The sequence below is a fragment of the Microbacterium halophytorum genome, assembly GCF_002970975.1.
Taxonomy (GTDB): Bacteria; Actinomycetota; Actinomycetes; order Actinomycetales; family Microbacteriaceae; genus Microbacterium; species Microbacterium halophytorum.
Genome location: NZ_KZ672982.1, coordinates 93,432 through 118,750 on the forward strand (window position 1 = coordinate 93,432; position 25,319 = coordinate 118,750).

General features: G+C 70.6%; 22 protein-coding genes and 1 tRNA gene. 22 read left to right on the top strand and 1 reads right to left on the bottom strand.

The window, feature by feature from the left end; translation table 11 throughout:
• Nucleotides 1-10 precede the first annotated feature (10 nt).
• The 6 genes from C0010_RS00430 (at nt 11) to C0010_RS00455 (ending at nt 4,722) form a co-directional block, all read left to right on the top strand.
• Nucleotides 11-96 (top strand) — tRNA-Leu (locus C0010_RS00430).
• A gap of 145 nt (nt 97-241) precedes the next feature.
• Entirely contained in the window at nt 242-1,258 is a 1,017-nt protein-coding gene (locus C0010_RS00435) for a methionine ABC transporter ATP-binding protein (protein WP_105565101.1), read from the top strand.
• Nucleotides 1,255-1,941 (top strand): methionine ABC transporter permease, encoded by a 687-nt coding sequence (locus tag C0010_RS00440; RefSeq protein WP_232531652.1) that lies wholly within the window; start codon nt 1,255-1,257, stop codon nt 1,939-1,941. The genes C0010_RS00435 and C0010_RS00440 overlap by 4 nt, the downstream gene beginning before the upstream one ends.
• A gap of 37 nt (nt 1,942-1,978) precedes the next feature.
• On the top strand, nt 1,979-2,821 hold the full coding sequence (locus C0010_RS00445) for a MetQ/NlpA family ABC transporter substrate-binding protein (protein ID WP_105565102.1): 843 nt from the start codon (nt 1,979-1,981) through the stop codon (nt 2,819-2,821).
• A gap of 114 nt (nt 2,822-2,935) precedes the next feature.
• The gene (locus C0010_RS00450) at nt 2,936-3,802 is read left to right on the top strand and encodes a siderophore-interacting protein (RefSeq protein WP_105565103.1); all 867 of its coding nucleotides are present in this window, start codon (nt 2,936-2,938) and stop codon (nt 3,800-3,802) included.
• A gap of 86 nt (nt 3,803-3,888) precedes the next feature.
• Nucleotides 3,889-4,722: an undecaprenyl-diphosphate phosphatase gene (locus C0010_RS00455; RefSeq protein ID WP_105565104.1), complete on the top strand. Its 834-nt coding sequence runs from the start codon at nt 3,889-3,891 to the stop codon at nt 4,720-4,722.
• 62 nt (nt 4,723-4,784) lie between these two features.
• Here C0010_RS00455 and C0010_RS00460 read toward each other — a convergent pair whose 3' ends face one another.
• Entirely contained in the window at nt 4,785-5,648 is an 864-nt protein-coding gene (locus C0010_RS00460) for a PAC2 family protein (protein ID WP_232531653.1), read from the bottom strand.
• Nucleotides 5,649-5,788: 140 nt separating this feature from the next.
• On the opposite strand from C0010_RS00460, the gene C0010_RS00465 reads away from it, so the two are divergent.
• From C0010_RS00465 to tpiA, 16 genes are all read left to right on the top strand, one after another.
• Nucleotides 5,789-6,454 carry an HAD family hydrolase gene (locus C0010_RS00465; protein WP_105565105.1) on the top strand — a complete coding sequence of 222 codons (666 nt, stop codon included), beginning with the start codon at nt 5,789-5,791 and terminating at the stop codon, nt 6,452-6,454.
• Nucleotides 6,451-7,503 (top strand): tRNA (adenine-N1)-methyltransferase, encoded by a 1,053-nt coding sequence (locus C0010_RS00470; RefSeq protein ID WP_105565106.1) that lies wholly within the window; start codon nt 6,451-6,453, stop codon nt 7,501-7,503. The genes C0010_RS00465 and C0010_RS00470 overlap by 4 nt, the downstream gene beginning before the upstream one ends.
• 10 nt (nt 7,504-7,513) lie before the next feature.
• A complete protein-coding gene (locus C0010_RS00475; RefSeq protein ID WP_105565107.1) occupies nt 7,514-8,536 on the top strand; it encodes an FKBP-type peptidyl-prolyl cis-trans isomerase in 1,023 nt (340 codons plus the stop codon).
• Nucleotides 8,537-8,561: 25 nt separating this feature from the next.
• A complete protein-coding gene (locus C0010_RS00480; protein WP_232531654.1) occupies nt 8,562-9,542 on the top strand; it encodes a helix-turn-helix transcriptional regulator in 981 nt (326 codons plus the stop codon).
• Nucleotides 9,539-10,534 carry a helix-turn-helix transcriptional regulator gene (locus C0010_RS00485; protein WP_105565108.1) on the top strand — a complete coding sequence of 332 codons (996 nt, stop codon included), beginning with the start codon at nt 9,539-9,541 and terminating at the stop codon, nt 10,532-10,534. Before C0010_RS00480 ends, C0010_RS00485 begins: the two co-directional genes overlap by 4 nt.
• Before the next feature lie 53 nt (nt 10,535-10,587).
• Nucleotides 10,588-10,863 (top strand): twin-arginine translocase TatA/TatE family subunit, encoded by a 276-nt coding sequence (gene tatA, locus C0010_RS00490; RefSeq protein ID WP_105565109.1) that lies wholly within the window; start codon nt 10,588-10,590, stop codon nt 10,861-10,863.
• Between the two features lie 6 nt (nt 10,864-10,869).
• Nucleotides 10,870-11,685 carry a twin-arginine translocase subunit TatC gene (gene tatC / locus C0010_RS00495; protein ID WP_324998908.1) on the top strand — a complete coding sequence of 272 codons (816 nt, stop codon included), beginning with the start codon at nt 10,870-10,872 and terminating at the stop codon, nt 11,683-11,685.
• A gap of 32 nt (nt 11,686-11,717) precedes the next feature.
• Complete coding sequence (locus tag C0010_RS00500; protein ID WP_105565110.1) at nt 11,718-14,093, top strand: DEAD/DEAH box helicase; 2,376 nt, start codon at nt 11,718-11,720, stop codon at nt 14,091-14,093.
• 128 nt (nt 14,094-14,221) lie between these two features.
• Nucleotides 14,222-17,131 (top strand): excinuclease ABC subunit UvrA, encoded by a 2,910-nt coding sequence (gene uvrA / locus C0010_RS00505; protein ID WP_105565111.1) that lies wholly within the window; start codon nt 14,222-14,224, stop codon nt 17,129-17,131.
• The gene (gene uvrC / locus C0010_RS00510; RefSeq protein ID WP_105565112.1) at nt 17,128-19,026 is read left to right on the top strand and encodes an excinuclease ABC subunit UvrC; all 1,899 of its coding nucleotides are present in this window, start codon (nt 17,128-17,130) and stop codon (nt 19,024-19,026) included. Before uvrA ends, uvrC begins: the two co-directional genes overlap by 4 nt.
• A 28-nt stretch (nt 19,027-19,054) precedes the next feature.
• Complete coding sequence (gene rapZ, locus C0010_RS00515) at nt 19,055-19,930, top strand: RNase adapter RapZ (RefSeq protein WP_105565113.1); 876 nt, start codon at nt 19,055-19,057, stop codon at nt 19,928-19,930.
• Between the two features lie 301 nt (nt 19,931-20,231).
• A complete protein-coding gene (whiA, locus tag C0010_RS00520) occupies nt 20,232-21,221 on the top strand; it encodes a DNA-binding protein WhiA (RefSeq protein WP_105565114.1) in 990 nt (329 codons plus the stop codon).
• Nucleotides 21,222-21,360: 139 nt separating this feature from the next.
• Nucleotides 21,361-21,987, top strand: coding sequence for a superoxide dismutase (locus tag C0010_RS00525; protein WP_105565115.1), 627 nt, complete (start codon nt 21,361-21,363; stop codon nt 21,985-21,987).
• 100 nt (nt 21,988-22,087) lie between these two features.
• Nucleotides 22,088-23,092: a type I glyceraldehyde-3-phosphate dehydrogenase gene (gap, locus tag C0010_RS00530; RefSeq protein WP_105565116.1), complete on the top strand. Its 1,005-nt coding sequence runs from the start codon at nt 22,088-22,090 to the stop codon at nt 23,090-23,092.
• A 226-nt stretch (nt 23,093-23,318) separates the two neighbouring features.
• Nucleotides 23,319-24,533, top strand: a complete 1,215-nt coding sequence (locus tag C0010_RS00535) for a phosphoglycerate kinase (RefSeq protein WP_105565117.1) — start codon at nt 23,319-23,321, stop codon at nt 24,531-24,533.
• Nucleotides 24,524-25,312 (top strand): triose-phosphate isomerase, encoded by a 789-nt coding sequence (tpiA, locus tag C0010_RS00540; protein ID WP_105565118.1) that lies wholly within the window; start codon nt 24,524-24,526, stop codon nt 25,310-25,312. The genes C0010_RS00535 and tpiA overlap by 10 nt, the downstream gene beginning before the upstream one ends.
• Nucleotides 25,313-25,319: the final 7 nt, after the last annotated feature.

A 25,319-nucleotide genomic window follows, 5' to 3' on the forward strand; every position in this document is an offset into this window, starting at 1 on the left:
GACACCCAATGCGCGGGTGGCGGAATAGGTAGACGCGCTAGCTTGAGGTGCTAGTGCCCGTATTAGGGCGTGGGGGTTCAAGTCCCCCCTCGCGCACAGAACCAAGAGGACCCGGCCGAACGGCCGGGTCCTCTTGTCGTTTCCGCGGCGGAGCGTCACACTTCGTCGCACGTTTTCGCCGGAGCAGGCCACACCTGGAAGGGTGGGTCAGTCGCGCCGGCGCGCGGCGGAGGAGGACCAGATGATCGAGCTGCGGGGCGTCGGCAAGGTGCACCCCGGCGGTGTCACGGCGCTCGACGGCGTCGACCTGACGGTCGCCGACGGGGAGATCCACGGCATCGTGGGGCGCTCGGGAGCCGGCAAGTCCACGCTCATCCGGTGCCTCACGGGGCTCGATCCCGCGACCTCGGGCACCGTCCGGATCGACGGCGTCGACATCTCCTCAGCGTCGGGAGCGGCCCTCGCGAAGGCGCGCCGCTCGATCGGCATGGTGTTCCAGCACGTCAACCTCCTCGACTCGCGCACCGCCGAGCAGAACATCGCTCACCCGCTGGAGATCGCCGGCGTGCCGGCGGCCGAGCGCCGCAGGCGCGTCGACGAGCTGCTCGGGATCGTCGGACTCACGGACAGGCGGGGCAACTACCCCTCCCAGCTCTCGGGCGGGCAGAAGCAGCGCGTCGGCATCGCTCGGGCGCTGGCCGCCGAGCCGCGCGTCCTGCTGTGCGACGAACCGACGAGCGCGCTCGATTCCGCGACGACCCGCCAGATCCTCGATCTCGTGCGCACCCTGCGCGACCGACTCGGCATCACCGTCGTCATCATCACGCACGAGATGTCCGTCGTCCGCGAGATCTGCGACTCCGTTTCCCTGCTCGACTCCGGTCGCGTCGCGCGGTCGGGCACGCTCCTGGATGTCGTCAGGGACGAATCGACGCCCCTCGCGAAGGAGCTCATCGCGCTGCCGCCCGTCGCGCTCGACGACGAGGCCACGGTCGTCGAGGCGTTCCTCACGGGCACCGGCCCCGATGCCGGTGCGGTCTTCGCCCTGCTCGGCCGAGAGGGGATCGCGGCGGAGATCGCGGCGGGAACCATCGAGACGCTGCACGGAGCGCAGGTCGGCCGGCTGCGCTTCTCGACGCCCGCCGCCGAGGCGGATCGGCTCCTGGCCGTCCTCCGGGGCGCCGGCGTGCGCGCCGAGCTCACGACCGCAGGAGCCGCGCGGCGGGGCGACCTCGCCGACGAGGGGAGCGACGCGTGATCAGGGCGACTTCCGACGAGCTCTTCTGGAACAACCCCGTCTTCCACGGCCAGCTGTGGGAGGCGACGGGGGAGACGGTGCTCATGGTCGTGTTCACGACCCTCGCCGTCGCGGTCCTCGGCCTGCCGCTCGGCATCCTCCTGAACGCCACGAGCGCGAAGGGGCTCACGCCGCAGCCCGTCGTCTACCGCGTGCTCAGCCTCGTCGTCGACTTCGGTCGCTCCATCCCGTTCATCATCCTGATGATCGCGCTGATCCCGTTCACGCGCTTCGTCGTGGGCAGCGCGCTGGGCTGGCAGGCGACGGTCGTGCCGCTGGCCGTCGGCGCGATCCCGTTCTTCGCCCGACTCGTGCAGAACGCCCTGCTCGAGATCGACGGCGGCAAGATCGAGGCGGTGCAGATGATGGGCGCCACGAAGCGCCACATCACGCTGCACGTCCTCGTGCGCGAGGCGCTCCCCGGCATCGTCGGAGCGCTCACCGTCACGGTCGTCACCCTGATCGGCTACACGGCCATGGCGGGCACGATCGGAGGAGGCGGCCTCGGCGCCCTCGCGATCGACTACGGCTACCGCCGCTATCAGTCCGATGTCATGATCGCCTGCATCGTGCTGCTCGTCGCCCTCGTGGCGCTCGTGCAGTGGGCAGGCGACGCGACCGTGAAGAAGATCGACCACCGCTGAGAAGCGGTCACACACAGCACAGGAAGCAGGTTCGCACATGCGACGGATCATCACAGCGGCGGCCGCCACGGCTGCGGCAGCACTCCTCCTCACCGGATGCGGCGCAGGCGGCGCCTCCGACGCCGAGGTGGGAACCGACGAGGGCGGCGTCACGAAGCTCACGGTCGGCGTCTCGCCGGTTCCGCACGGCGAGATCCTCGAATTCGTCCGGGACGAGCTCGCGGCCGACGCCGGCCTCGACATCGAGATCGTGTCCTACGACGACTACGCGCTCCCGAACCGCGCGCTCGTCGACGGCGAGCTCGATGCGAACTACTTCCAGCACCAGCCGTACTTCGACTCCGAGGTCGAGAGCCAGGGGTACGAGCTCGCCCATTTCCCCGGCGTGCACATCGAGCCGTTCGCGCTCTACTCCGCGAGCGTGACCGACATCGCCGACCTCCCCGATGGCGCGAAGATCGGCATCAACAACGACCCCTCGAACCAGGGTCGGGCCCTCGACCTGCTCGCGCAGGCAGGCCTCATCGAGCTCGATGAGAACGTCGAGGTCGTCTCGGCGACCGTGGGCGACGTGGTGGACAACCCGCACGGCTTCGAGTTCATCGAAGCGGACGCGGCATCCCTGCCCCGCACGCTCGAGGATGTCGACGCCTCGGTGATCAACGGCAACTACGCCATCGAAGCGGGCCTGTCGCCGACGGAGGACGGGCTGATCTCCGAAGCCGGTGCGGACAACCCGTACGCGAACTTCCTCGCCGTCCGTGCCGGCGACGAGACGAACGAGGACCTGATCGCCCTGAACGATCTGCTCCACTCGGACGAGGTCGCGCAGTTCATCGAGGACACCTGGGCCGACGGCTCCGTCGTCCCGACGGCCTGACGCCTCCCCGCCGAGCCCCCGCGCCGCCGATGCGCGGTGCCGGGGGCTCCTGCGTTCCCGCCGTGCCGGGTTAGGTGAGCCTCACGTAACTCGGGGTGTGGGAGGATGATCCGGATGAACAACGCAGCCCCGGCTGGCAGGAAGCCGCGCCCCACGCACGTTTTCGAGGTCGATCGCACCGAGCGGGTGAGCCCGCACATGGTGCGCGTGCGCTTCCGGGGGGAGGGCGTCGAGAGGTTCATCGACGCGATCCCGGCCGAGCGCATCGGGATCACGGACCTCTACGTCAAGCTCCTGTTCGCGCGGCCCGAGCTCGGGCTCGCGCTGCCCTACGACATGGAGGCGCTGCGCGAGGAGCTCGCGCCGCACGACATGCCGTCGCGCCGCACCTACACGATCCGGGAGATCGACCGCCTGGAGCAGGCGGTCGCGATCGACTTCGTCGTGCACGGCGATGAGGGCATCGCGGGCCCCTGGGCGGCGGCGGCAGGTCCAGGCGATCGCGTCTGCCTCATGGGCCCCGGCGGGAACTACGCACCGTCTCCCGACGTCGACGAGCACCTGTTCTTCGGTGACGACTCGGCGCTGCCGGCCATCGCGGCGTCGATCGAGGCGGCCGATCCGGATGCGCGCGGGCTCGCCGTCATCGAGGTGGGCTCCGCTGCCGACGAGATCGTGATCGATGCGCCCCTCGGCATCGAGGTGCGCTGGGTTCACCGCGACGGCAGTGCGCACGGCGACGCCCTCGTTGCGGCCGTCGAAGCACTCGACGCGCCTGCGAACGCTGTGGACGTCTTCGCGCACGGCGAGCGCGAGGCGATGAAGCGACTGCGCCCGCTGATCCACAAGGAGTGGGGTATCGAGCGCTCCCGGCTGTCCCTGTCCGGCTACTGGGCGTACGGGCGCGCCGAGGACACCTTCCAGGCGGAGAAGAACGCGCCGATCGGGCAGATCTTCGAACCGGAGGCGCCGGCGGCGTAGCGGGACGGCGGGCTCACAGGATCGCCCCGGGTAGCGTTGGCTCGGGCGCCGGCCGGTGCCGCCATCCGCGATCCGGAAGTGAGCACGTGAACTTCTTCGAGGCCTTCATCCTCGGGCTCGTCCAGGGCCTGACCGAGTTCCTGCCGATATCGTCGAGCGCGCACCTGCGCATCGTCGGCGAGTTCCTGCCGTCGCACGTCGACCCCGGCGCGACCTTCACCGCGATCACGCAGATCGGCACCGAGCTCGCGGTGCTCGTCTTCTTCGCCGCGAAGATCGGGCGGATCATCAAGCAGTGGGCCCTCGCCCTCGTCGGCAAGGTGCCGCGGAGCGACCCCGACGCCCGCCTCGGCTGGCTCGTCATCCTCGGTTCGATCCCGATCGGCATCCTCGGCTTCACGCTGCAGGAGTACATCCGCGACGTGTTCCGGAACCTGTGGCTGGTCGCTGGCGTGCTCATCGTCTTCGGCATCATCCTCGGCGCCGTCGACCGGTATGCGGCGCAGAAGCGCGAGATGGAGGACGTTACGTACCCGCACGGCCTCACGATCGGCATCGCGCAGGCGCTCGCGCTCGTTCCGGGCGTCTCACGCTCGGGAGCGACCACCACGGCCGCCCGCGCGTTCGGGTACGACCGCACGGCGGCCGCCGAGTTCTCGTTCCTCCTCGCGGTGCCCGCGGTGCTCGGATCGGGTCTGTTCGAGCTCGTGAACGGGCTCCAGGAGGAAGGCCCAGGCCCCTACGGCTGGGGCGGCGTCGCGACGGCGACGATCGTGTCGGGCATCACGGGCTTCATCGTGATCAAGTACCTGATGCGGTACCTCAAGCACGGCAGCTTCATGCCGTTCGTGATCTATCGCGTCGCGCTCGGCGGCGTGATCATGGTGCTGCTCGGCACCGGTGCGCTCTCGGCGTACTGAGCGGAGCCCGTCAGGGCCGCCCGCGGCGCTCCCGTTGCCAGGCGAGCGGGTGCAGGGCGCGCCTACTTCTTGGCGTCGCCCTTGCCGCGGTCGTCGCGGTTGAGGTACTTCTCAAAGGCGCGGGCGATGGCGTCTCCGGACGCCTCGGGCGCGTCAACGGCGTCGCAGTTCTCCTCGAGCAGCCGGATGTATTCGCGCATCTCCTCGTCCTCCGCGGCGGCCGCGTCGACGGAGGCCTCCCACGCCGCCGCTTCCGTGGGCAGCGAACCGTGCGGCACGGCGGCGCGCGTGAACAGCTCGAGGCGCTCGATCAGCGCGAGGGTCGCCTTCGGCGACGGCGCCTGGCTCGCGACGTAGTGCGGCACGCTGGCCCAGAGCGATGCCGTCGGGAGCCCGGACGACTCCGCGGCGTCCTGGAGCACGGACAGGATCCCGACGGGGCCCTCGTACGTCGCGCTGTCGAGCGCGAGCTCCTCTCGCACCGCCCGGTTCTCGCTGGTCGCCGAGATCGCGATCGGGCGGGTGTGCGGGACGTCCGACATCATCGAGCCGAGCGTCACGAGCCCCGTGATGTCCTCGCGCAGGGCGACGTCCAGGAACTCGGCGACGAAGGCCTTCCAAGCCCTGGCGGGCTCGACGCCGGCGAGCAGCCACAGCTCGGGGCCCTCGCTCGGCGTCGTCGGCCGGAACAGCGTCGCCTCCGGCCAGTCGAGCCTGCGGGAGCCGTCCGCCGAAGTCTTCAGCACCGGGCGGGTGTACTGGTAATCGAAGTACAGCTCCGGATCCACCGAGAACACCGGCTCGTACTCGCCGCTCTGCCTGAGCTGCTCGACGGCCCCGGAGGCCGCCTCGCCCGCATCGTTCCAGCCGTCGAAAGCGGCCACGACGATGCGGCTGCCGAACGTGCCCTCAGAGCTTGTCGTCACTGCGGTCCTCCCGGCCCGAGTCTCGGGCTTCCCACCAGCCTAGGGTGTGTTGGGAGATCTGGTGCCCAGCGCAGTAGGCGTCCAGATCTCCCGGCATGCCCGATGCAGGACCGGCCAGCGGCGGCCGATACGCTGGTGCGATGACTTCTCCGCGCGCCGTTCTCTGGGACATGGACGGCACCCTGATCGATTCCGAGCCGTACTGGATCGCGGCCGAGACCGACCTCGTGGCCCGGCATGGGGGCACGTGGACGGCCGAGCAGGCGCACCAGTGCATCGGCAAGGCGCTCCCCGTCTCGGCGGCTCTCGTGCGAGACGCCGGCGTCGACATGCCGGTCGACGAGATCGTCGACGTGCTGACGGCCGCCGTCACCGACCGCATCATCACGAGCGGTGTGCCGTTCCGCCCCGGCGCCCGCGAGCTCCTCTGGGAGCTGCGCGAGGCCGGCATCCGGACGGCGCTCGTGACGATGTCGATGCGCAGGATGGCGCGCACCGTCGTCGAGCGCATCGATTTCCCCGCGTTCGACCTCGTGATCGGCGGTGACGACGTGGACGAGCCGAAGCCGGCCCCCGAGCCGTACCTGAAGGCGGCGGCCTCTCTGGGCATCGACATCTCCGACGCCGTCGCGATCGAGGACTCCGGCACCGGTGTGGCCTCGGCCGTGGCCTCCGGCGCTGTCACGATCGGTGCGCAGAACCTGGTCGATCTGTCGGGTCTGGGCGCCCACGCGGTCTGGGACGGCCTCGACGGCCGCACGGCCGCCGACGTCTCCGAGCTGTTCCGAACGGTGCGTGCCGCGTGATCGACAAGCCGAGAGGCCCGTTCCGCTACGGCGACCGGGTGCAGCTGACGGGGCCGAAGGGCAAGCTGCACACCGTCACGCTCCGCGAGGGCGCCGAGCTGCAGACGCACCAGGGCGTCCTGCCCCACGCCGCGCTCGTCGGCCTGCCCGACGGCTCGGTCGTCGAGAACAGCTTCGGCCACGAGTACCTCGCCCTGCGCCCGCTGCTGCGCGACTTCGTGATGTCGATGCCGCGCGGCGCCGCGATCGTGTACCCGAAGGACGCCGCAGCGATCGTGCAGCAGGCCGACATCTTCCCCGGCGCCGTCGTGGTGGAGGCCGGCGTCGGCTCCGGCGCCCTCTCGCTGTCGCTCCTGAGGGCGATCGGCGAGGAGGGCCGGCTGACGTCGTTCGAGCGACGGGCCGACTTCGCGGAGGTCGCGGCGCTCAACGTCGAGACGTTCTTCGGCGAGACGCCGCCCCACTGGCGCATCGTCGAGGGCGACCTCGCCGACGCGCTTCCGGACGAGGCGGAGGCGGGCAGCGTCGACCGCGTCGTCCTCGACATGCTCGCGCCCTGGGAAGTCATGCCGGCCGTCTCCGACGCCCTGGCACCCGGCGGCGTCGTGATCTGCTACGTCGCCACCGCGACGCAGCTCTCGCGCACGGCCGAGTTCATCAGGGGACTGGGCGGCTTCACCGAGCCGGATGCCAGCGAGACGATGGTGCGCGGCTGGCACGTCGAAGGGCTGGCCGTTCGGCCGGACCATCGGATGGTGGCGCACACCGGTTTCCTCGTCATGGCGCGCAAGCTCGCGCCGGGCGCTGTCGCGCCCGAGGTCAAGCGCCGGGCCTCCAAGTCGAGCTACGGCGACGAAGACGTCGAGATCTGGACGCCGGGCGCCGTCGGCGACCGCGAGATCACCGACAAGAACCTCCGGAAGCGCGTGCGCGAAGCGGAGAAGGCCGCGGCCGGGGCGCGCATCGCGTCGGCCGCGAGGTCCGCCGCCGAGCCGGCCGAGACCGAACACCCAGCCCACGATGAGGGAGAGGCCCCCGCCCGTGCTTAGACTGAACCGCGTGCGCAAGATCCCCGCAGTCATCTCCCTCCTGGCCCTGACCGGCGTGAGCCTGGTCGCCTGCTCGGCCGCCGACCCGATCGCGCAGTGCGAGCGCCCCGGCGGCGACGACGCGAAGCTCGTGAGCCTCGGCATCGACGCGTCCGGCGAGGCACCCACGAGCCTCGATCTGAACCTGCCCGAGGGCGACGACGCCGCGGCCTACACGACGGCCGAGCCCGTGTTCGCCGACGTCGCCGTCGGAGACGGCGCGGCGCTCGCGGACACCGAGCAGCTGCTCGAGGTCGACGTCGCGTTCTACGTGCCCAAGGACCTGCCCGCGATCGGGCTGAGCGCGGGGGACCGCGCGGGCGGCGTGTCGACCAACGCGCAGAACCCCCAGACCGGCCAGGCGCAGCGCGCCGTCATGACCGAGGAGCTCGTGCTGCAGCAGTACCCGGGCCTCGAGGAGGCGCTCGGATGTGCGACGGCCGGCAGCCGCATCGTCGCCGGCCTGCCGCTGTCGAGCCTCGGCGAGTCGGCCCAGACCTACCTGCAGGCGGGGCTCAGCGAGGACGACTCGCTGCTCGCCGTCATCGACCTGAACGCCGTGTACCCCGCTTCGGCGTGGGGCTCGCACGCCTACAACGCCGTCACGAACATGCCGTCCGTCGTCCGGGCGCCCGACGGACGCCCCGGCATCTCGGTGCCGGATCAGGCGGCACCGGAGGACCTCGTCGTCGAGACGCTGCTGCGGGGCGACGGCCAGGAGATCGCCGAGGGCGACCGCGCCGTTCTGCAGTACACGGGCGTGCTCTGGGACACCGGCGAGGTGTTCGACTCGAGCTGGGACAACGGCACGGCGCTGGTCTGGGACGGGAACACCGTCGAGGGCTTCAGCGAGGCGCTGGTCGGCCAGAAGGTCGGCTCGCAGGTGCTGGCCGTGATCCCGCCCGAGCTCGGCTACGGCGATCAGGAGAACGGGGCGGTCCCCGCGGGGTCGACGCTGGTCTTCGTGATCGACATCGTCGGGGTCCAGGAATAACCGGCTCGCACCCTAGGATGGTCCGGTGGCCCCAAGGATTCCCGCCGAGGAGCGGCAGCTCAACCTGATCGTCGCCCTGATGGCGACCCAGCGCGGCGTGACGAAGGAGGAGATCCTCCACAGCGTCTCCGGTTACCGGCAGCGGGCGGACGGCTCTCGTCAGGCGCTCGAGAAGCTGTTCGACCGCGACAAGGACGACCTGCGACGACTGGGCGTGCCGATCGAGACGATCGGCGCCCACGCCGACCCGAACGACCTGCGCGAGGCGCGCTACCGCATCCCGCAGGCGGAGTACGACCTCCCCGACGACCTGGAGTTCACGCCCGCCGAGCTGGCCGTGCTGGGCGTCGCCGGGGGCGTCTGGAGCGAGGGCTCGCTGTCGGCGGAGGCCCGCGACGGGCTCCGGAAGATCCGGGCGACGGGCGGCGACGCCGACGAGCCCATCATCGGCTTCGCGCCGCGGATGACCACGCGCGAGGAGGCCTTCGGCCCGCTGCAGCAGGCGATCGACGAGGCGGCCGAGGTCGAGTTCGACTACCTCAAACCGGGTGAGCAGCACCCGACGACCCGGACGCTGCGGCCGTGCGCCCTCGTCGACTTCGAAGCCCGCTGGCACGTCGTCGGCTGGGATCCGGACGCCGCGGGGGAGCGCACGTTCCTGCTCAGCCGGATCTCCGGCGACGTGCGCCGGACGGGCGCCGGCTTCGACCCCGCACTGCGGGACGGCGCCGGGGAACGCGCGGCCGCTGAGCTCGCGGCGATCGCCGCGCGCCAGACGGCGCTGATCGAGGTGCACGCGGGCACGGAGGCCGAGCTGCGGCTCCGGCGCAAGGCGCTCCCGGCCGAGCAGGGCATCCGGGTCCCGTACGTCGACATGCACGTCTTCGCCGACGAGCTCGCCTCCTACGGCCCCGAGGCGCGCGTCGTCGCGCCGGATGCCCTGCGCGACGCCGTCATCGACCGCCTCCGCGCCGCCGCCGCCGTGCACGGGGAGGTGCGCGCGTGACACCGCTCGTCTCCTCCGACCGCGTCCGCATCGCGCTCACGCTGGTCCCCTTCCTCCTCGAGCGAGGGGAGGTCTCCGTCGCCGATGCGGCCGCCGAGTTCGGCGTCGCGGAGAACGAGATGCGCCGGATGGTGCAGAAGCTCACGCTCGTCGGCCTGCCGGGCGAGGCCGGCTACTGGCAGCAGCCGCACGAGCTGTTCGACATCGACTGGGACCTGCTCGACGGGCAGGACGTCATCAGGATCACGCAGGCGGTGGGCCTGCGGCGCGCGCCGCGGCTCAGCTCCCGCGAGGCGGCGGCGCTCGTCGCGGGCCTGCGGCTCGCCGCGGCCATCCCCGGCGTCGGCGACACCGACGCGGTCCGTTCGCTCTCCGCCAAGCTCGCGGCGGGCGCAGCGGCCGCCCCCGCCGATGTCGTCGTCGTGCCGCCCGCGGTCGACGCCGTGCGCGACGCGTTCGGGCGCGCGCTGCGGGACCGCGTCGCGCTGCGGTTCCGCTATCGCGCGCCCGACGCGGCCGAGACGACCCGCACGGTCGACCCCGTCAAGCTCACGCTGTCGAACGGGCAGTGGTACCTGCAGGGGTGGTGCCACGAGCGCCGCGCCATGCGCACGTTCAACCTCGACCGCGTCAGCGAGCCGCGGCTGACGGGTGTCACGGCGACGCACACGGCCGACGCGGCGCCCGACCTGTTCGCGCCGGGCGACGACGACGACGTCGCCGTGATCCGGTATCGGCGCGAGCACGCTCGGCTCGCCGGCGACTACCTGGCGGCCGCCAGGACCGAGGCCGACGGGGGATACGAGGAGGCGTCCCTGCGCCTCGGCGACGCCCGCTCCCTCAAGCGCCTCGCCGCTCTCCGCGGCGGCCTGATCGAGGTGCTGTCGCCGCCCGCGGCGCGCCGCGCCGCGGCGGAATGGGCACGGGCGGGGCTCGCCCAGTACGGTGAGAGCACCGCGCGTGTCGGCCACGGGCCCGGCGACCGCGAGTAGACTGACCGCAACGAGGCGGTTCCCCCGCCGTCCCCGATCGTACGGAGCGCAACATGGGCAACATGGGCATCTGGCAGATCCTGCTGATCCTGCTCGTCATCCTTCTCATCTTCGGCGCGGCGCGCCTCCCCGCCCTCGCGAAGAGCCTCGGCCAGTCGGCTCGCGCGTTCAAGGGCGAGATGAAGCAGATGAAGAGCGAGGACGCCGCCGACAAGGCGACCGATGCCGCGCCCGAGACGACGGCGCAGCCGACGGCCTCCGAGAAGGACACCGGCTACACGCTGAACGGCGAGCCGGTCAGCAGGCCGAGCGACTCGAACCAGCCGTAGCCCGCGGTGGCCGCTGCAGACAACAGCGCGACGGCGGAGCAGGGTGGCGCGAAGCGCGAGCGCCGCATGAGCCTGGGCGGGCACCTCAAGGAGCTCCGCAAGCGGCTGTTCATCGCGCTCATCGCGCTGGTCGTCGGGATGATCGTGTCGTTCATCGTGACAGACTGGATCATCGGGTTCCTCATCCGGCCGATCGAGATCGTCAGCGAGAACCTCGGCGATGACTTCACGCGCCTGACGTACCAGGACATCACGGGTGCGTTCGACATGCGCCTGCGCATCTCGTTCGCGATCGGCATCGTGATCTCCGCGCCCGTGTGGCTCTGGCAGATCTGGGCGTTCATCATGCCGGGGCTCAAGCGCCGCGAGATCTACTACACGATCGGCTTCCTCGGCGCCGCGATCCCGCTCTTCTTCGCCGGCTGCGCCGTCGCACTCATGGTGATGCCGAACGTGATCCGGATCATGTCCGAGTTCGTTCCGCAGGAGGCGTTCGCGTCGCAGATCTACGAGGCGAAGAGCTACTACGACTTCGTGCTGAAGCTCGTCGTGATCGTGGGCGTCGCCTTCGTGCTGCCCGTCTTCCTCGTCGCCCTCAACCTCGCGGGCATCATGCGCGGCAGGACGATCCTCAGGGGCTGGCGCATCGCCATCCTGGTCTGCCTGGTGTTCGGCATGCTGGCTTCGCCTCCCGCCGACATGATCACGATGCTCGTCCTGGCCGGCATCCTCTTCGTGCTCTACATGACGGCGGGCGTCGTCTCGCTCCTCTTCGACCGCGCGAAGCGGAAGAAGAACCCGGAACTCTTCGTCGAATACTGATCAGCCGTCGCGCGCGGCATAGGCTGGCGGCGATGACACATCCCCGCACGGCGGCGTTCGCCGAATCTCAGCGCTTCCGGCTCGACCCCTTCCAGGTCGCGGCGTGCGAGGCGCTCGAAGACGGCCGCAGCGTCCTCGTCGCGGCACCCACCGGCGCGGGGAAGACGATCGTCGGCGAGTTCGCCGTGCACCTGGCCGCGACCGAGCCGGGCGAGAAGGCGTTCTACACGACGCCGATCAAGGCGCTCTCCAACCAGAAGTTCCGCGAGCTGCAGGAACGGTACGGAGAGGACGAGGTCGGGCTCCTCACGGGCGACGTGAACATCAACGGCTCGGCGCGGATCGTCGTGATGACGACCGAGGTGCTGCGCAACATGATCTACGCGGGCTCGTCGGCGCTCGACGGCCTCCGCTACGTCGTGATGGACGAGGTGCACTATCTCGCCGACCGGTTCCGCGGGGCCGTGTGGGAAGAGGTGATCATCCACCTGCCGGAGAGCGTGCGGCTCGTCTCGCTCTCTGCGACCGTGTCGAACGCGGAGGAGTTCGGCGACTGGCTCGGCACCGTGCGCGGCGACACCGAGGTGATCGTCTCGGAGATCAGGCCGGTCCCGCTCGAGCAGCACGTGCTCGTGCGCGGCGACCTGCTGCCGCTCTTCGACGAGCACGCGGGGGGCGACAGGGTCAACAGGGAGCTGCTGCGGATGCGCGGCTCGCGCGGCGACGCCTACGACAGGACGTTCGACGGCCGTCGTCGAGGAGGCCCGCGCGGGCGACAGCGCGGCCCCCAGGTGCGCCGGATGCCGCGGATCGACCGCCCGCAGGTCGTCGATCTGCTGGGCCGCGCGAACCTGCTGCCCGCGATCTTCTTCATCTTCAGCAGGGCGGGGTGCGACGGCGCCGTGCAGCAGGTGCGGCGCTCCGGCCTGCGCCTGACGACGCAGGACGAGCGGCGGGAGATCCGGCGCGTGGCACGCGAGCGCACGGCGGCGATCGCCGACGAGGACCTCGGCGTGCTCGAGGTCGATGCGTGGATCGACAGCCTCGAGCGCGGCATCGCCGCGCACCACGCGGGGCTGCTCCCCGCCTTCAAAGAGGTCGTCGAGGAGCTCTTCCAGCGGAAGCTGCTGAAGGCCGTCTTCGCGACCGAGACGCTCGCGCTCGGCATCAATATGCCGGCGCGCACCGTCGTGCTCGAGAAGCTCGAGAAGTTCAACGGCGAGGCGCGGGTCCCGATCACTCCGGGGGAGTACACGCAGCTGACGGGCCGCGCTGGCCGCCGCGGCATCGACGTCGAGGGCCACGCCGTCGTGCAGTGGGTGGACGCGCTCGACCCGGAGGCCGTCGCGTCGCTCGCGTCGCGACGCACCTACCCGCTGAACTCGTCGTTCCGCCCGACGTACAACATGGCGGTGAACCTGATCGATCAGTTCGGGCGCGCGAGGGCGCGCGAGATCCTCGAGTCGTCCTTCGCCCAGTTCCAGGCCGACCGCTCCGTCGTCGGCCTCGCCCGCCAGGTCCGCGACGCGGAGGAATCGCTCGCCGGCTACGCGGCCGCGATGGAGTGCGACCACGGCGACTTCCTCGAGTTCGCCGGGATCCGCCGCGAGCTGAAGGACCTCGAGAAGGCGCAGCGCAAGGACGCGTCGGCGAGCCGCGCGAAGCGCGACCAGAGGGTCGCGCAGATCCAGAAGCTGAAGAAGCGGCTCGCCCGACACGGCTGCCAGAGCTGCCCGGAGCGCGAGCAGCACGCCCGCTGGGGCGAGCGGTACTTCTCGCTGAAGCGGCAGACCGACAAGACCCGCCGCCAGATCGCGTCCCGCACCGGGACGGTCGCGCGGCGCTTCGACCGCATCATCGACGTGCTCGACCGGCTCGAGTACGTCTCGATCACGGGCGACGCCGTCGAGCTGACCGAGGCGGGCCGCCGGATGAAGCGCATCTACGGCGAGCGGGACCTGCTCGTCGCTGAGGCGCTGCGGGCCGGCATCTGGAGCGGTCTCGACGCCGCCTCGCTCGCCGCCCTGGCCTGCACGATGGTGTACGAGCCCCGCCGCGACGACCACGGGGAGTCCCCTCTGCCGCGCGGTGCCTTCCGCGCCGCTCTCGCCGAGACCGAGCGGCTCTGGTCCGAGATCGACGACATCGAGCAGGAGCACCACCTTCCGGGAACGCAGCCGCTGGCCCCCGGTCTCAGCCTCGCAATGCACATGTGGGCGAGGGGACAGCTGCTCGACCGCGTCCTGGGCGCCGCCGACATGGCGGCCGGCGACTTCGTCCGCTGGGCGAAGCAGACGATCGATCTGCTCGACCAGGTCGCGATCGCCGCGGACGGCGAGCTCGCTCGCACGGCGCGCCGCGCCCTCGACCTCATCCGGAGGGGAATCGTCGCGTACTCCGCGGTGTGACGGGCGGCGGGGATCCGTGGGGAAGTACGACGGGTGCGCACCCGCCGGACAACTCCATCGAAGAAATGTTCGGGAAACGCCCAGGCTCCAGCCGGTCCCGACGGGGGAGCGCGGCATAGGCTTGACGGGTGCCGATTCAGCCTGTTGTCGATTCCGGGAAGATCACCGTGCGCGGGGCCCGCGTGCACAACCTGAAGAACGTCGACCTCGAGATCCCCCGCGACAAGATGATCGTGTTCACGGGGCTGTCGGGGTCCGGCAAGTCGAGCCTCGCGTTCGACACGATCTTCGCCGAGGGGCAGCGGCGCTACGTCGAGTCGCTGAGCGCCTATGCGCGCCAGTTCCTGGGCCAGGTCGACCGGCCGGACGTCGACGTGATCGAGGGGCTCAGCCCCGCCGTGTCGATCGACCAGAAGTCCACGAACCGCAACCCGCGCTCGACGGTCGGGACGATCACCGAGATCTACGACTACATGCGCCTGCTCTGGGCGCGCATCGGCGTGCCGCACTGCCCGCAGTGCGACGCGAAGATCCAGCGCCAGACGGTGCAGCAGATCGCCGACCAGCTGATGGAGCTCGAGGAGGGCACGCGCTACCAGATCGTGGCGCCCGTCGTTTCCCAGAAGAAGGGCGAGTTCGTCGACCTCTTCGGCGAGCTGAGCGCGAAGGGGTACGCCCGCGCCGTCGTCGACGGCGACCTCGTGCAGCTGGCCGACCCGCCGAAGCTCAAGAAGAGCTACAAGCACGACATCGCCGTCGTGGTCGACCGCCTCGTCGCGCGCGGTGACATCCTGCAGCGGGTCACGGACTCGGTCGAGACGGCGATCACGCTCGCGGGGGGCGTCATGCAGGTCAACTTCGTCGACGAGTCGGGCGACGACGCGTGGCAGTCGTTCTCCGAGAAGCTGTCCTGCCCCAACGGGCACGTGCTGCAGCTCACCGAGATCGAGCCCCGCACCTTCTCCTTCAACGCCCCTTTCGGCGCGTGCGCGACCTGCTCGGGCCTCGGCACCCGGATGTCCGTCGACGTCGACCTGATGCTCGGCGACGACGAGCTCTCGATCCGTGAGGGCGTCATCGTGCCGTGGACGACGCAGGGCAAGGGGCTGTTCCAGTACTACGAGCGCCTCCTCGAGGGGCTCGCTGACGACCTGGCCTTCTCGCTCGACACCCCGTGGCGCGCCCTGCCCGAGCCCGTCCGCGAGGCGGTGCTCTACGGGCAGGACTACAAGGTCAACGTCAGGTTCAAGAACCGCTGGGGCCGCGAGGTCCGCTACGCCAGCGGCTTCGAGGGCGTCGTCCCGTACATCGAGCGGCAGTACGCCCAGGCCGAGAGCGACACCCAGCGCGCCCGGTGGAGCCAGTACCTGAGGGAGGTTCCGTGCTCGGCGTGCGGCGGCGCGCGCCTCAAGCCGGAGGTCCTGGCGGTCAAGGTCGACGGCCGGTCGATCGCCGAGACGGCCGACCTCAGCCTCGAGGACGCCCTCGACGTCGTCAACCGGATCCGGCTCACCGACCGCGAGGCGATGATCGCGGCGCAGGTCCTCCGCGAGATCCGAGTGCGGCTCGACTTCCTGCTCAGGGTGGGGCTCAACTACCTCACGATGAGCAGGTCCGCCGGCTCGCTGTCGGGCGGCGAGGCCCAGCGCATCCGGCTCGCCACGCAGATCGGCACGGGGCTCACCGGGGTGCTGTACGTGCTCGACGAGCCGTCGATCGGCCTGCACCAGCGCGACAACCGGCGCCTCATCTCGACGCTCGAGACGCTGCGCGACCTCGGCAACACGCTCGTGGTCGTCGAGCACGACGAGGAGACGATCGAGTCGTCCGACTGGATCGTCGACATCGGCCCGCACGCCGGCGAGGGCGGCGGCGAGGTGATCCACTCCGGCTCGGTCGCCTCGCTCGGCGACGAGCCCCGTTCGATCACGGCCGACTACCTCACGGGGCGCCGCGCGATCGAGACGCCGAAGAAGCGGCGCAGGATCGACCGGAAACGGATGCTCGAGGTCGTCGGCGCCAGGGCCAACAACCTCAAGGACGTCTCGGCGAAGATCCCGCTCGGCGTCCTGACGGCCGTGACGGGCGTGAGCGGGTCCGGGAAATCGACCCTCATCAACGACATCCTGTATCGGGTGCTCGCATCGCGCCTCAACGGCGCCAGGATCGTACCGGGCCACCACACGCGCGTGACGGGGCTCGACCACCTCGACAAGGTCGTCCACGTCGACCAGGCGCCGATCGGCCGCACGCCGCGTTCGAACCCCGCGACGTACACGGGCGTCTTCGACAAGATCAGGAACCTCTTCGCCGAGACGCCGGAGGCGAAGGTGCGCGGCTACCAGGCGGGCCGGTTCAGCTTCAACGTCAAGGGCGGCCGCTGCGAGGCGTGCTCCGGCGACGGCACCCTGAAGATCGAGATGAACTTCCTGCCGGACGTGTACGTCGACTGCGAGGTCTGCCACGGCAAGCGCTACAACCGCGACACGCTGCAGGTGCACTACAAGGGCAAGAACATCGCAGAGGTCCTCGAGATGCCGATCTCGGAGGCCGCCGAGTTCTTCGAGCCCATCCGCTCGATCCACCGCTACATGCAGACGCTCGTCGACGTCGGCCTCGGCTACGTGCGCCTCGGCCAGGCGGCGACGACCCTCTCGGGCGGCGAGGCGCAGCGCGTCAAGCTCGCGACGGAGCTGCAGAAGCGCTCCAACGGGCGCAGCATCTACGTCCTCGACGAGCCGACCACCGGCCTGCATTTCGAGGACGTCCGCAAGCTGCTCGAGGTGCTGGGCGGCCTCGTCGAGAAGGGCAACTCGGTCGTCGTGATCGAGCACAACCTCGACGTGATCAAGTCGGCCGACTGGATCATCGACCTCGGCCCCGAGGGAGGATCGGGCGGCGGGACGGTCGTCGCGGTCGGAACCCCCGAGCAGGTCGCGGGCGTTCCCGAGAGCCACACCGGCCAGTTCCTGCGCGAGACGCTCGGCCTCGCCGAGCGGCCCAGCGCCGCGAAGGGGAGGGCGGCGACTGCCGCATGACGCCCGCCGACCCCCGCACCTACAAGCCGCGGCCAGGGGAGATCCCGACGCAGCCGGGCGTGTACCGCTTCCGCGACGGCGACGGCAGGGTGCTCTACGTCGGCAAGGCGAAGAACCTCCGGCAGAGGCTCGCGAACTACTTCGCGCCGCTGAACACCCTGCACGAGCGCACGCGCCGGATGGTCACGACGGCGAAGAGCCTCGAATGGACGGTCGTGCCGACCGACGTCGACTCGCTCCAGCTCGAGTACCAGTGGATCAAGGAGTTCGATCCGCCGTTCAACGTCAAGTACCGCGACGACAAGTCGTACCCGTTCATGGCGATCACGCTGGCGGACGAGGCGCCGCGCGTGATGGTCACCAGGAACCGCAGGATCCGGGGCGCCAAGTACTTCGGCCCCTTCCCGAAGGTCTGGGCGGTCCGCGACACGATCGACCTGATGCTGAAGGTATTCCCGATCCGCACCTGCAGCGACTCCGCGTACGAGCGGGCCATGCGCACGGGCAAACCGTGCTTCCCCGGGCAGATCGGCAAGTGCGGCGGGCCCTGCTCGCAGCGCGTCACGATCGCCGAGCACCGCGCGATGGTCGACGACTTCATCGCGTTCATGCAGGGCGGCGACGAGCGATTCACGGTCGAGCTCACGCGCCGGATGAAGGACGCCGCGGCCGGCATGGACTACGAGGCGGCGGCGCAGTACCGCGACAAGCTCGAGTCCCTCGACGCCGTGCTCTCGAAGAGCGCGCTCGTGCTGCCGGAGAAGGCCGACGCGGATCTTTTCGGGGTCGCGGAGGACGAGCTGTCGGCGGCCGTGCACCAGTTCGTCATCCGGGGCGGCCGCGTGCGCGGCGTGCACTCGACGACGATCGACAAGGAGCTCGACATCTCGGGCGGGGAGCTCGTCGAGCAGATCCTGCAGCGCACGTACGGCGACGCCGAGGCCTCCGACGTGCCGCGCCGGGTGCTCGTGCCGAGCCTGCCGGCCGACGCCGACGAGCTGGCCGATTGGCTCGCCGAGCGCGCGGGGCGCCGCGTGGAGCTCGCTGTGGCCCAGCGCGGCCAGCGGGCCGAACTGCTGCGCACCGCCACGCTCAACGCGCAGCAGGCGCTCATCCGGCACAAGACGAGGAGGGGGAGCGACTACGCCTCGCGCACGCAGGCGCTCGCGGAGCTGCAGGACGCCCTCGGCCTCGACGAGGCACCGCTGCGCATCGAGTGCTACGACATCTCGCACCTGCAGGGGACGAACGTCGTCGCCTCGATGGTCGTGTTCGAGGACGGCCTCGCGCGCAAGGACCAGTACCGCTCGTTCGCGATCGCCGAGACGACCGACGACACCGACTCGATGTACCAGGTGCTGATGCGGCGCCTGGCGCGCCTCGACGAGCCGGAGGATCCGGTGCCCGACCCCGCGGCGGACGGCGTCGTCGCGGCCGAGCCTCCCAAACGCAGGCGGTTCTCGTACCCGCCCCAGCTCCTCATCGTCGACGGCGGCCAGCCGCAGGTCGCGGCGGCGGCCCGCGCGCTGCGGGATTCCGGCAGGGAGGGGATCGCGCTGTGCGGCATCGCGAAGCGCCTGGAGGAGATCTGGCTGCCCGACGACGACTTCCCCGTCATCCTGGCCCGCACGTCCGAGGCGCTCTACCTCGTGCAGCGCCTGCGCGACGAGGCGCACCGCTTCGCCATCACGCACCAGCGCAAGAGGCGCAAGCGGGACATCCGGACGGTCCTCAGCGAGGTGCCGGGGCTGGGAGACGCCAGGATCAAGGCGCTCCTGACCCACTTCGGCTCCGTGAAGGCACTGCGCGCGGCGACGACCGAGGAGATCGAGGCCCTGCCGGGGATCGGCCGGAAGCTCGCGGACACGATCGTCAGGCGGCTCGGCGAGGAGTAGCCGCCCGACGTGCCGATAGGGTGGTGGTGTGAGCGAGGAACAGGCGGCGGGCGAGGTCCTGATCGTCACCGGCATGTCCGGCGCCGGCAGGTCGACGGTCGCGAACGCGCTCGAGGACCACGACTGGTACGTCGTCGACAACCTCCCGCCGCAGATGCTCGCGACGCTCCTCGACCTCACGGGCCGGCTCGGCGAGGAGCTGCCGCACGTGGCCGCGGTCGTCGACGTGCGCGGGCGCGACCTGTTCGGCGATCTCCCGCAGCGCGTCGCCGAACTGCGTGCCCGCAGCGGGCTCCGGGTGATGTTCCTCGACGCCTCGGACGACGTTCTGGTGCGGCGCTTCGAGCAGGTGCGCCGCCCCCACCCGCTGCAGGCCGACGGGACGATCCTCGACGGCATCCGGCGGGAGCGCGCGATCATCGCGCCCATCCGCGAGAACGCCGACATCATCGTCGATACCTCGCACACGAACGTGCACCAGCTCGCGAGCCGCGTCGACGACCTGTTCTCCGACGTCGGCGCGCCCAAGCACAACGTCACACTGCTGAGCTTCGGGTACAAGTACGGCCTGCCGACCGACGTCGACCTCGTCGCCGACATGCGATTCCTGCCCAACCCGTTCTGGGTCGAGTCGCTGCGACCGCTCACGGGCGAGGATGCGGCCGTCAGCGAGTTCGTGCTGGCGCAGGAGGGCGCGGCCGAGTTCCTCGACGCCTACGTCGAGGTGCTGCGCACCGTCATCTCCGGGTACGAGCGCGAGAACAAGCGCCATTCGACCGTCGGCATCGGCTGCACCGGCGGCAGGCACCGCTCGGTCGCGATGGTCCGCGAGCTGGCCGCCCGACTGTCGGCGGACGAGGACGTCGCCGTGCGCGTGCAGCACAGGGACATCTCGCGCGACTGACCCGTGCTGGCCAGGATGGGGCGGCGCGCGTATCCTCCCTAGGGTGCGGTGATGAAGCTGGTGCCGTAGCGAGCAGCGCAGTAGGTGCCAGGTTCAGCAACGTGCCCTAGCAGATGAAAACGCGATCTCTCCGGGAACGCGTGCGTCGGGAGCCGGTAGGGTGGTTCTCTGCCATTCGGCCGCGACGCCGGAGTGAAGTGACTGCGCCTGCGGCGCGCGCGTCCCCCGGGTCGTGCTGCTCGTGTGCGGGTCACGAAAGTGCGCGGCGTGAGCCGCCGCGAACGATGAGTGAGGGAGTTCCGTGACACTGACCGCCGATGTGAAGGCCGAACTGGTGATGGTCCGCGACCCGCGGCCCGCTGTGCGGGTATCGGAGACCACGTCCGTGCTGAGGTTCGCGGGGGGTCTGCACTCGATCGCCGGCCGCGTCGCGGTCGAGGCCGAGCTCGACTCGCCGATCCTGGCCAAGCGCACGGCGCGCGACATCGCAGAGATCTACGGTGTCCGCCCCGAGATCGCGCGCATCCAGTCCTCGGGCGACGGCGAGCGGTTCGCGGTCCGTGTGATCGACGGCGGCGAGACGCTCGCGCGCCAGACCGGCCTCCTCGACGCGAGGCGGCGCCCCGTGCGCGGCCTGCCCAACAAGCTCACGACGGGCGACCGCCACGCTCTCGCGGCGATCTGGCGCGGTGCGTTCCTGGCCGCCGGCAGCCTCTCGGAGCCCGGTCGCTCCGCCGCGCTCGAGGTGGGCTGCCCGTCGGGCGAGGCCGCGATGGCGCTCGTCGGCGCCGCCGGCCGCCTCGACATCCCGGCGAAGGCGCGCGAGGTGCGCGGCGTGCCGCGCGTCGTCGTGCGCGAACCGGATGCGATCAAGGGCATGCTCGTCGCGATGGGTGCAGTCGATCGCGCCGCCGACTGGGACCAGATGCGCCAGCGCCGCGAGGTGCGGGCGGGGGTCAACCGCCTCGTCAACTTCGACGACGCCAACCTGCGCCGTTCGGCGCAGGCCGCTGTCGCGGCGTGCGCACGCGTGGAGCGCGCGCTCGAGATCCTGGGCGACGAGGTGCCCGACCACCTGAAGCAGGCGGGCGACCTGCGCCTGACGCACCGCGATGCGAGCCTCGACGAGCTCGGCCAGCACGCGGATCCGCCGCTGACGAAGGACGCCGTCGCCGGCCGCATCCGGCGCCTGCTCGCCATGGCGGACAAGCGGGCCGAGCAGCTCGGCCTGCCTGGCACGGAGTCCGCCGTCGCCGCCGCCGAGGCTGCGGCCGTCGCCAAGTCCGCGTGACGCCTGCCGTAACGACGCGCCATCCGGCGCCCGCCGCTCTCCCGCATCATTAGGATGGGGACGACGGCTCCGTTACCCGCGTGCAGCGCGGGCGGAGGACATCGGATGCGCCGCCGGCGCGGATGGGAAGAATCACACGATGGCCACCTACACGCTCCCTGAGCTTCCTTACGACTACGCGGCACTCGAGCCGCACATCAGCGCGCAGATCATGCAGCTGCACCACGACAAGCACCACGCGGCCTACGTCGCCGGTGCGAACACGGCCCTCGAGCAGCTCGCCGAGGCCCGCGCGAACGGCAGCTTCGGCGCCATCAACAAGCTCGAGAAGGACCTGGCCTTCAACCTCGGCGGCCACACCAACCACTCGATCTTCTGGACGAACCTGTCGCCCGAGGGCCACGAGCGCCCCGAGGGCGAGATCGCTGCCGCGATCGACGAGTACTTCGGCTCGTTCGAGGGCTTCCAGGGCCAGTTCGGCGCCGCGGCCCTCGGCATCCAGGGCTCCGGCTGGGCCGGCGTGTTCTGGGACTCGATCGGCCAGCAGCTCGTGATCCAGCAGTTCTTCGACCAGCAGTCGCAGTTCGCGGCGGGCACCGTCCCGATCCTGCTGCTCGACATGTGGGAGCACGCCTTCTACCTCGACTACCAGAACGTCAAGGGCGACTACGTCAAGGCGTTCTGGAACATCGTGAACTGGGAGAACGTGCAGCAGCGCTTCCAGACGGCTCGCGAGCAGACCAAGGGCCTGCTGGTAGCCTCCTGACCACGGGGGTGTCCCCGCCGGGTGCGTGCCGGCGGGGACACCGCACCCCCGACCCGATAGGCGCCCCAGGGCGCACAACACACATCCACAGGAGACATACGTGTCCGTAAAGATCGGAATCAACGGCTTCGGCCGTATTGGTCGCAACTACCTGCGTGCGGCTCTCGCACAGGGCGCTGACCTGGAGATCGTTGCCGTCAACGACCTCACCGACAACAAGACTCTCGCCCACCTTCTGAAGTACGATTCGATCCTCGGCCGCCTCGACCGCGAGGTGTCGTTCGACGAGGAGTCGATCACGGTCGGCGACCAGAAGATCAAGGTCCTCGCGGAGCGCGACCCCGCCGCCCTCCCGTGGGGCGAGCTGGGCGTCGACATCGTCATCGAGTCGACCGGCCGCTTCACCAACGCCGACGACGCGCGCAAGCACATCGCCGGCGGCGCGAAGAAGGTCCTCATCTCGGCTCCCGCCAAGGGCGAGGACGCGACCTTCGTCATCGGCGTCAACGAGCACCTCTACGACCCCGAGAACCACCACATCATCTCGAACGCGTCGTGCACGACGAACTGCCTCGGCCCCCTCGCCAAGGTCTTCAACGAGGCCTTCGGCATCGAGAAGGGCCTGATGACGACGGTCCACGCCTACACGGCCGACCAGAACCTGCAGGACGGCCCGCACAGCGACCTGCGTCGCTCGCGCGGCGCCGCGCAGAGCATCATCCCGACCTCGACCGGTGCCGCCAAGGCCATCGGCCTGGTCCTTCCCGAGCTCAAGGGCAAGCTCGACGGCTTCGCGCTGCGCGTTCCGGTCCCGACCGGCTCGATCACCGACCTGACCGTCGAGGCGAGCCGCGAGGTCACCGTCGACGAGGTGAAGGCCGCTTACAAGGCCGCCGCCGAGGGCCCCCTCAAGGGCATCCTGAAGTACACCGAGGACGAGATCGTCTCGGCCGACATCGTCACGGACGACCACTCGTCGATCTTCGACGCCGGCCTCGTGCGCGTCATCGGCAACCAGGTCAAGCTCTCCAGCTGGTACGACAACGAGTGGGGCTACTCCAACCGCCTCGTCGACCTCACCGAGATCGTGGCAGGAAAGCTCTAAGAGCTCTCCAGCAGTGCTCTCTGGCCCCGGGTCGCTTCGCGCCCCGGGGCCGTGCACTGCGGCGGCCTGGAGCACGCGCCTCGCGGCGCCGGGCTCGTCGACGGCCATGCGGCCGCCTTCCCTCACCCGCCTTGCGTTGCACGCACTCCGGCCCGTCCTCGCGCCTTCGCTGTCGGCGTCACCGAGGACTGACGGGGCCATGCATCCCCGCTAAGATCAGGAACTGATGACTCTTCGCACAATCGAATCCCTCGGCGACCTCGCCGGCAAGCGCGTCATCGTCCGCTGCGACCTCAACGTCCCCCTGAAGGACGGCGAGATCACGGACGACGGGCGCGTGCGCGCCTCCGTGCCCACGCTCAGGGCGCTCACGTCGGCCGGTGCCCGCGTGATCGTCACCTCGCACCTCGGCCGCCCCAAGGGCGAGCCCGACCCCCAGTACAGCCTCGCGCCCGTCGCCGCTCGCCTCGGCGAGCTGCTCGGCACCGACGTCGCGTTCGCGACCGACACGGTCGGCGAATCGGCGAAGGCGGCCGTCGCCGCGCTCGGCGACGGCGACGTCGCGCTGCTCGAGAACCTGCGCTTCAACGCCGGCGAGACGTCGAAGGACGACTCCGTGCGCCAGGCGTTCGCGAGGGAGCTGGCGGCCCTCGGCGACGCCGTCGTGTCCGACGGCTTCGGCGCCGTGCACCGCCGCCACGCCTCGACCGCGGAGATCGAGACGCTCCTGCCGAGCGCGGCCGGCCTGCTGATCGCGGCCGAGCTGGAGGTGCTCGACCGCCTGACGGCGAACCCCGAGCGCCCCTACACCGTCGTGCTCGGCGGGTCGAAGGTCTCCGACAAGCTCGGCGTCATCGACCACCTCCTGCCGCGCGTGGATCGCATCCTCGTCGGCGGCGGCATGCTGTTCACGTTCCTCGCGGCACAGGGCCACAGGATCGGCTCCTCGCTCCTGGAGGAGGATCAGATCCCCACGGTGCTCCGCTACCTCGACGAGGCGCGCGAGCGCGGCGTCGAGATCGTCGTCCCGACCGACGTGGTCGTCGCCTCGAAGTTCGGCGCGGACGCCGAGCACCAGGTCGCGGCGGTCGACTCGATCGAGGACACGCCCTTCGGCGCATCCGGCCTCGGTCTCGACATCGGCCCGGAGACGGCGGCGGCGTTCGCCGACGCCGTCAGGGAGTCCAAGACGGTCTTCTGGAACGGCCCCATGGGCGTGTTCGAGCTCGCGCCGTTCGCGGCAGGCACGCAGGCCGTCGCGCAGGCGCTCACCGAGGTCGACGGTCTCGGGGTCGTCGGCGGCGGCGACTCGGCCGCGGCCGTTCGCCAGCTCGGCTTCGCCGACGAGCAGTTCGGCCACATCTCAACGGGCGGCGGAGCCAGCCTGGAATTTCTCGAGGGCAAGAAGCTGCCCGGACTGGAGGCACTCGGATGGGCATGAGCCGCACCCCGCTGATCGCGGGCAACTGGAAGATGAACCTCGACCACCTGCAGGCGGTCGCGCTGGTGCAGAAGCTGCACTGGGCGCTGAAGGACGCTAAGCACGACTTCGACAGCGTCGACGTCGCGGTGTTCCCGCCGTTCACCGACCTGCGCAGCGCGCAGACGCTGATCGACGCGGACAAGATCCCGTTCGCCCTCGGGGCGCAGGACCTCTCGGTCCACGACTCCGGCGCGTACACGGGTGAGGTCTCTGGCGGGTTCCTCGCGAAGCTCGACGTGCAGCAGGTCATCATCGGCCACTCCGAGCGCCGCGAATACCACGGCGAGGGCGACGACGTCCTGCAGGCGAAGACGGCCGCGGCCCTGAAGCACGGCCTGGTCCCCGTCATCTGCGTCGGCGAGACGCAGGAGGAGCTCGACGAGCACGGCGCGAGCGCCGTCCCCGTCGCCCAGCTGCGCGCGGCGCTCGAGGGCGTCGACAAGGGTGCCGAGATCGTCGTCGCGTACGAGCCCGTCTGGGCGATCGGCACCGGCCAGGTGGCGACTCCCGAGCAGGCCCAGGAGGTCTGCGCGAAGCTGCGCGAGGTCGTCGCGGAGCTCCTCGGCGCCGAGGCGGCGCAGAAGACGCGCATCCTGTACGGCGGTTCGGTGAAGGCTGCGAACATCGCCAGCTTCATGCGCGAGCCCGATGTCGACGGCGCGCTCGTCGGCGGCGCGAGCATCAAGGTCGACGAGTTCGCGTCGATCGTCCGCTTCCGCAGCCACGTCGGCGTGTAGGCTGGGA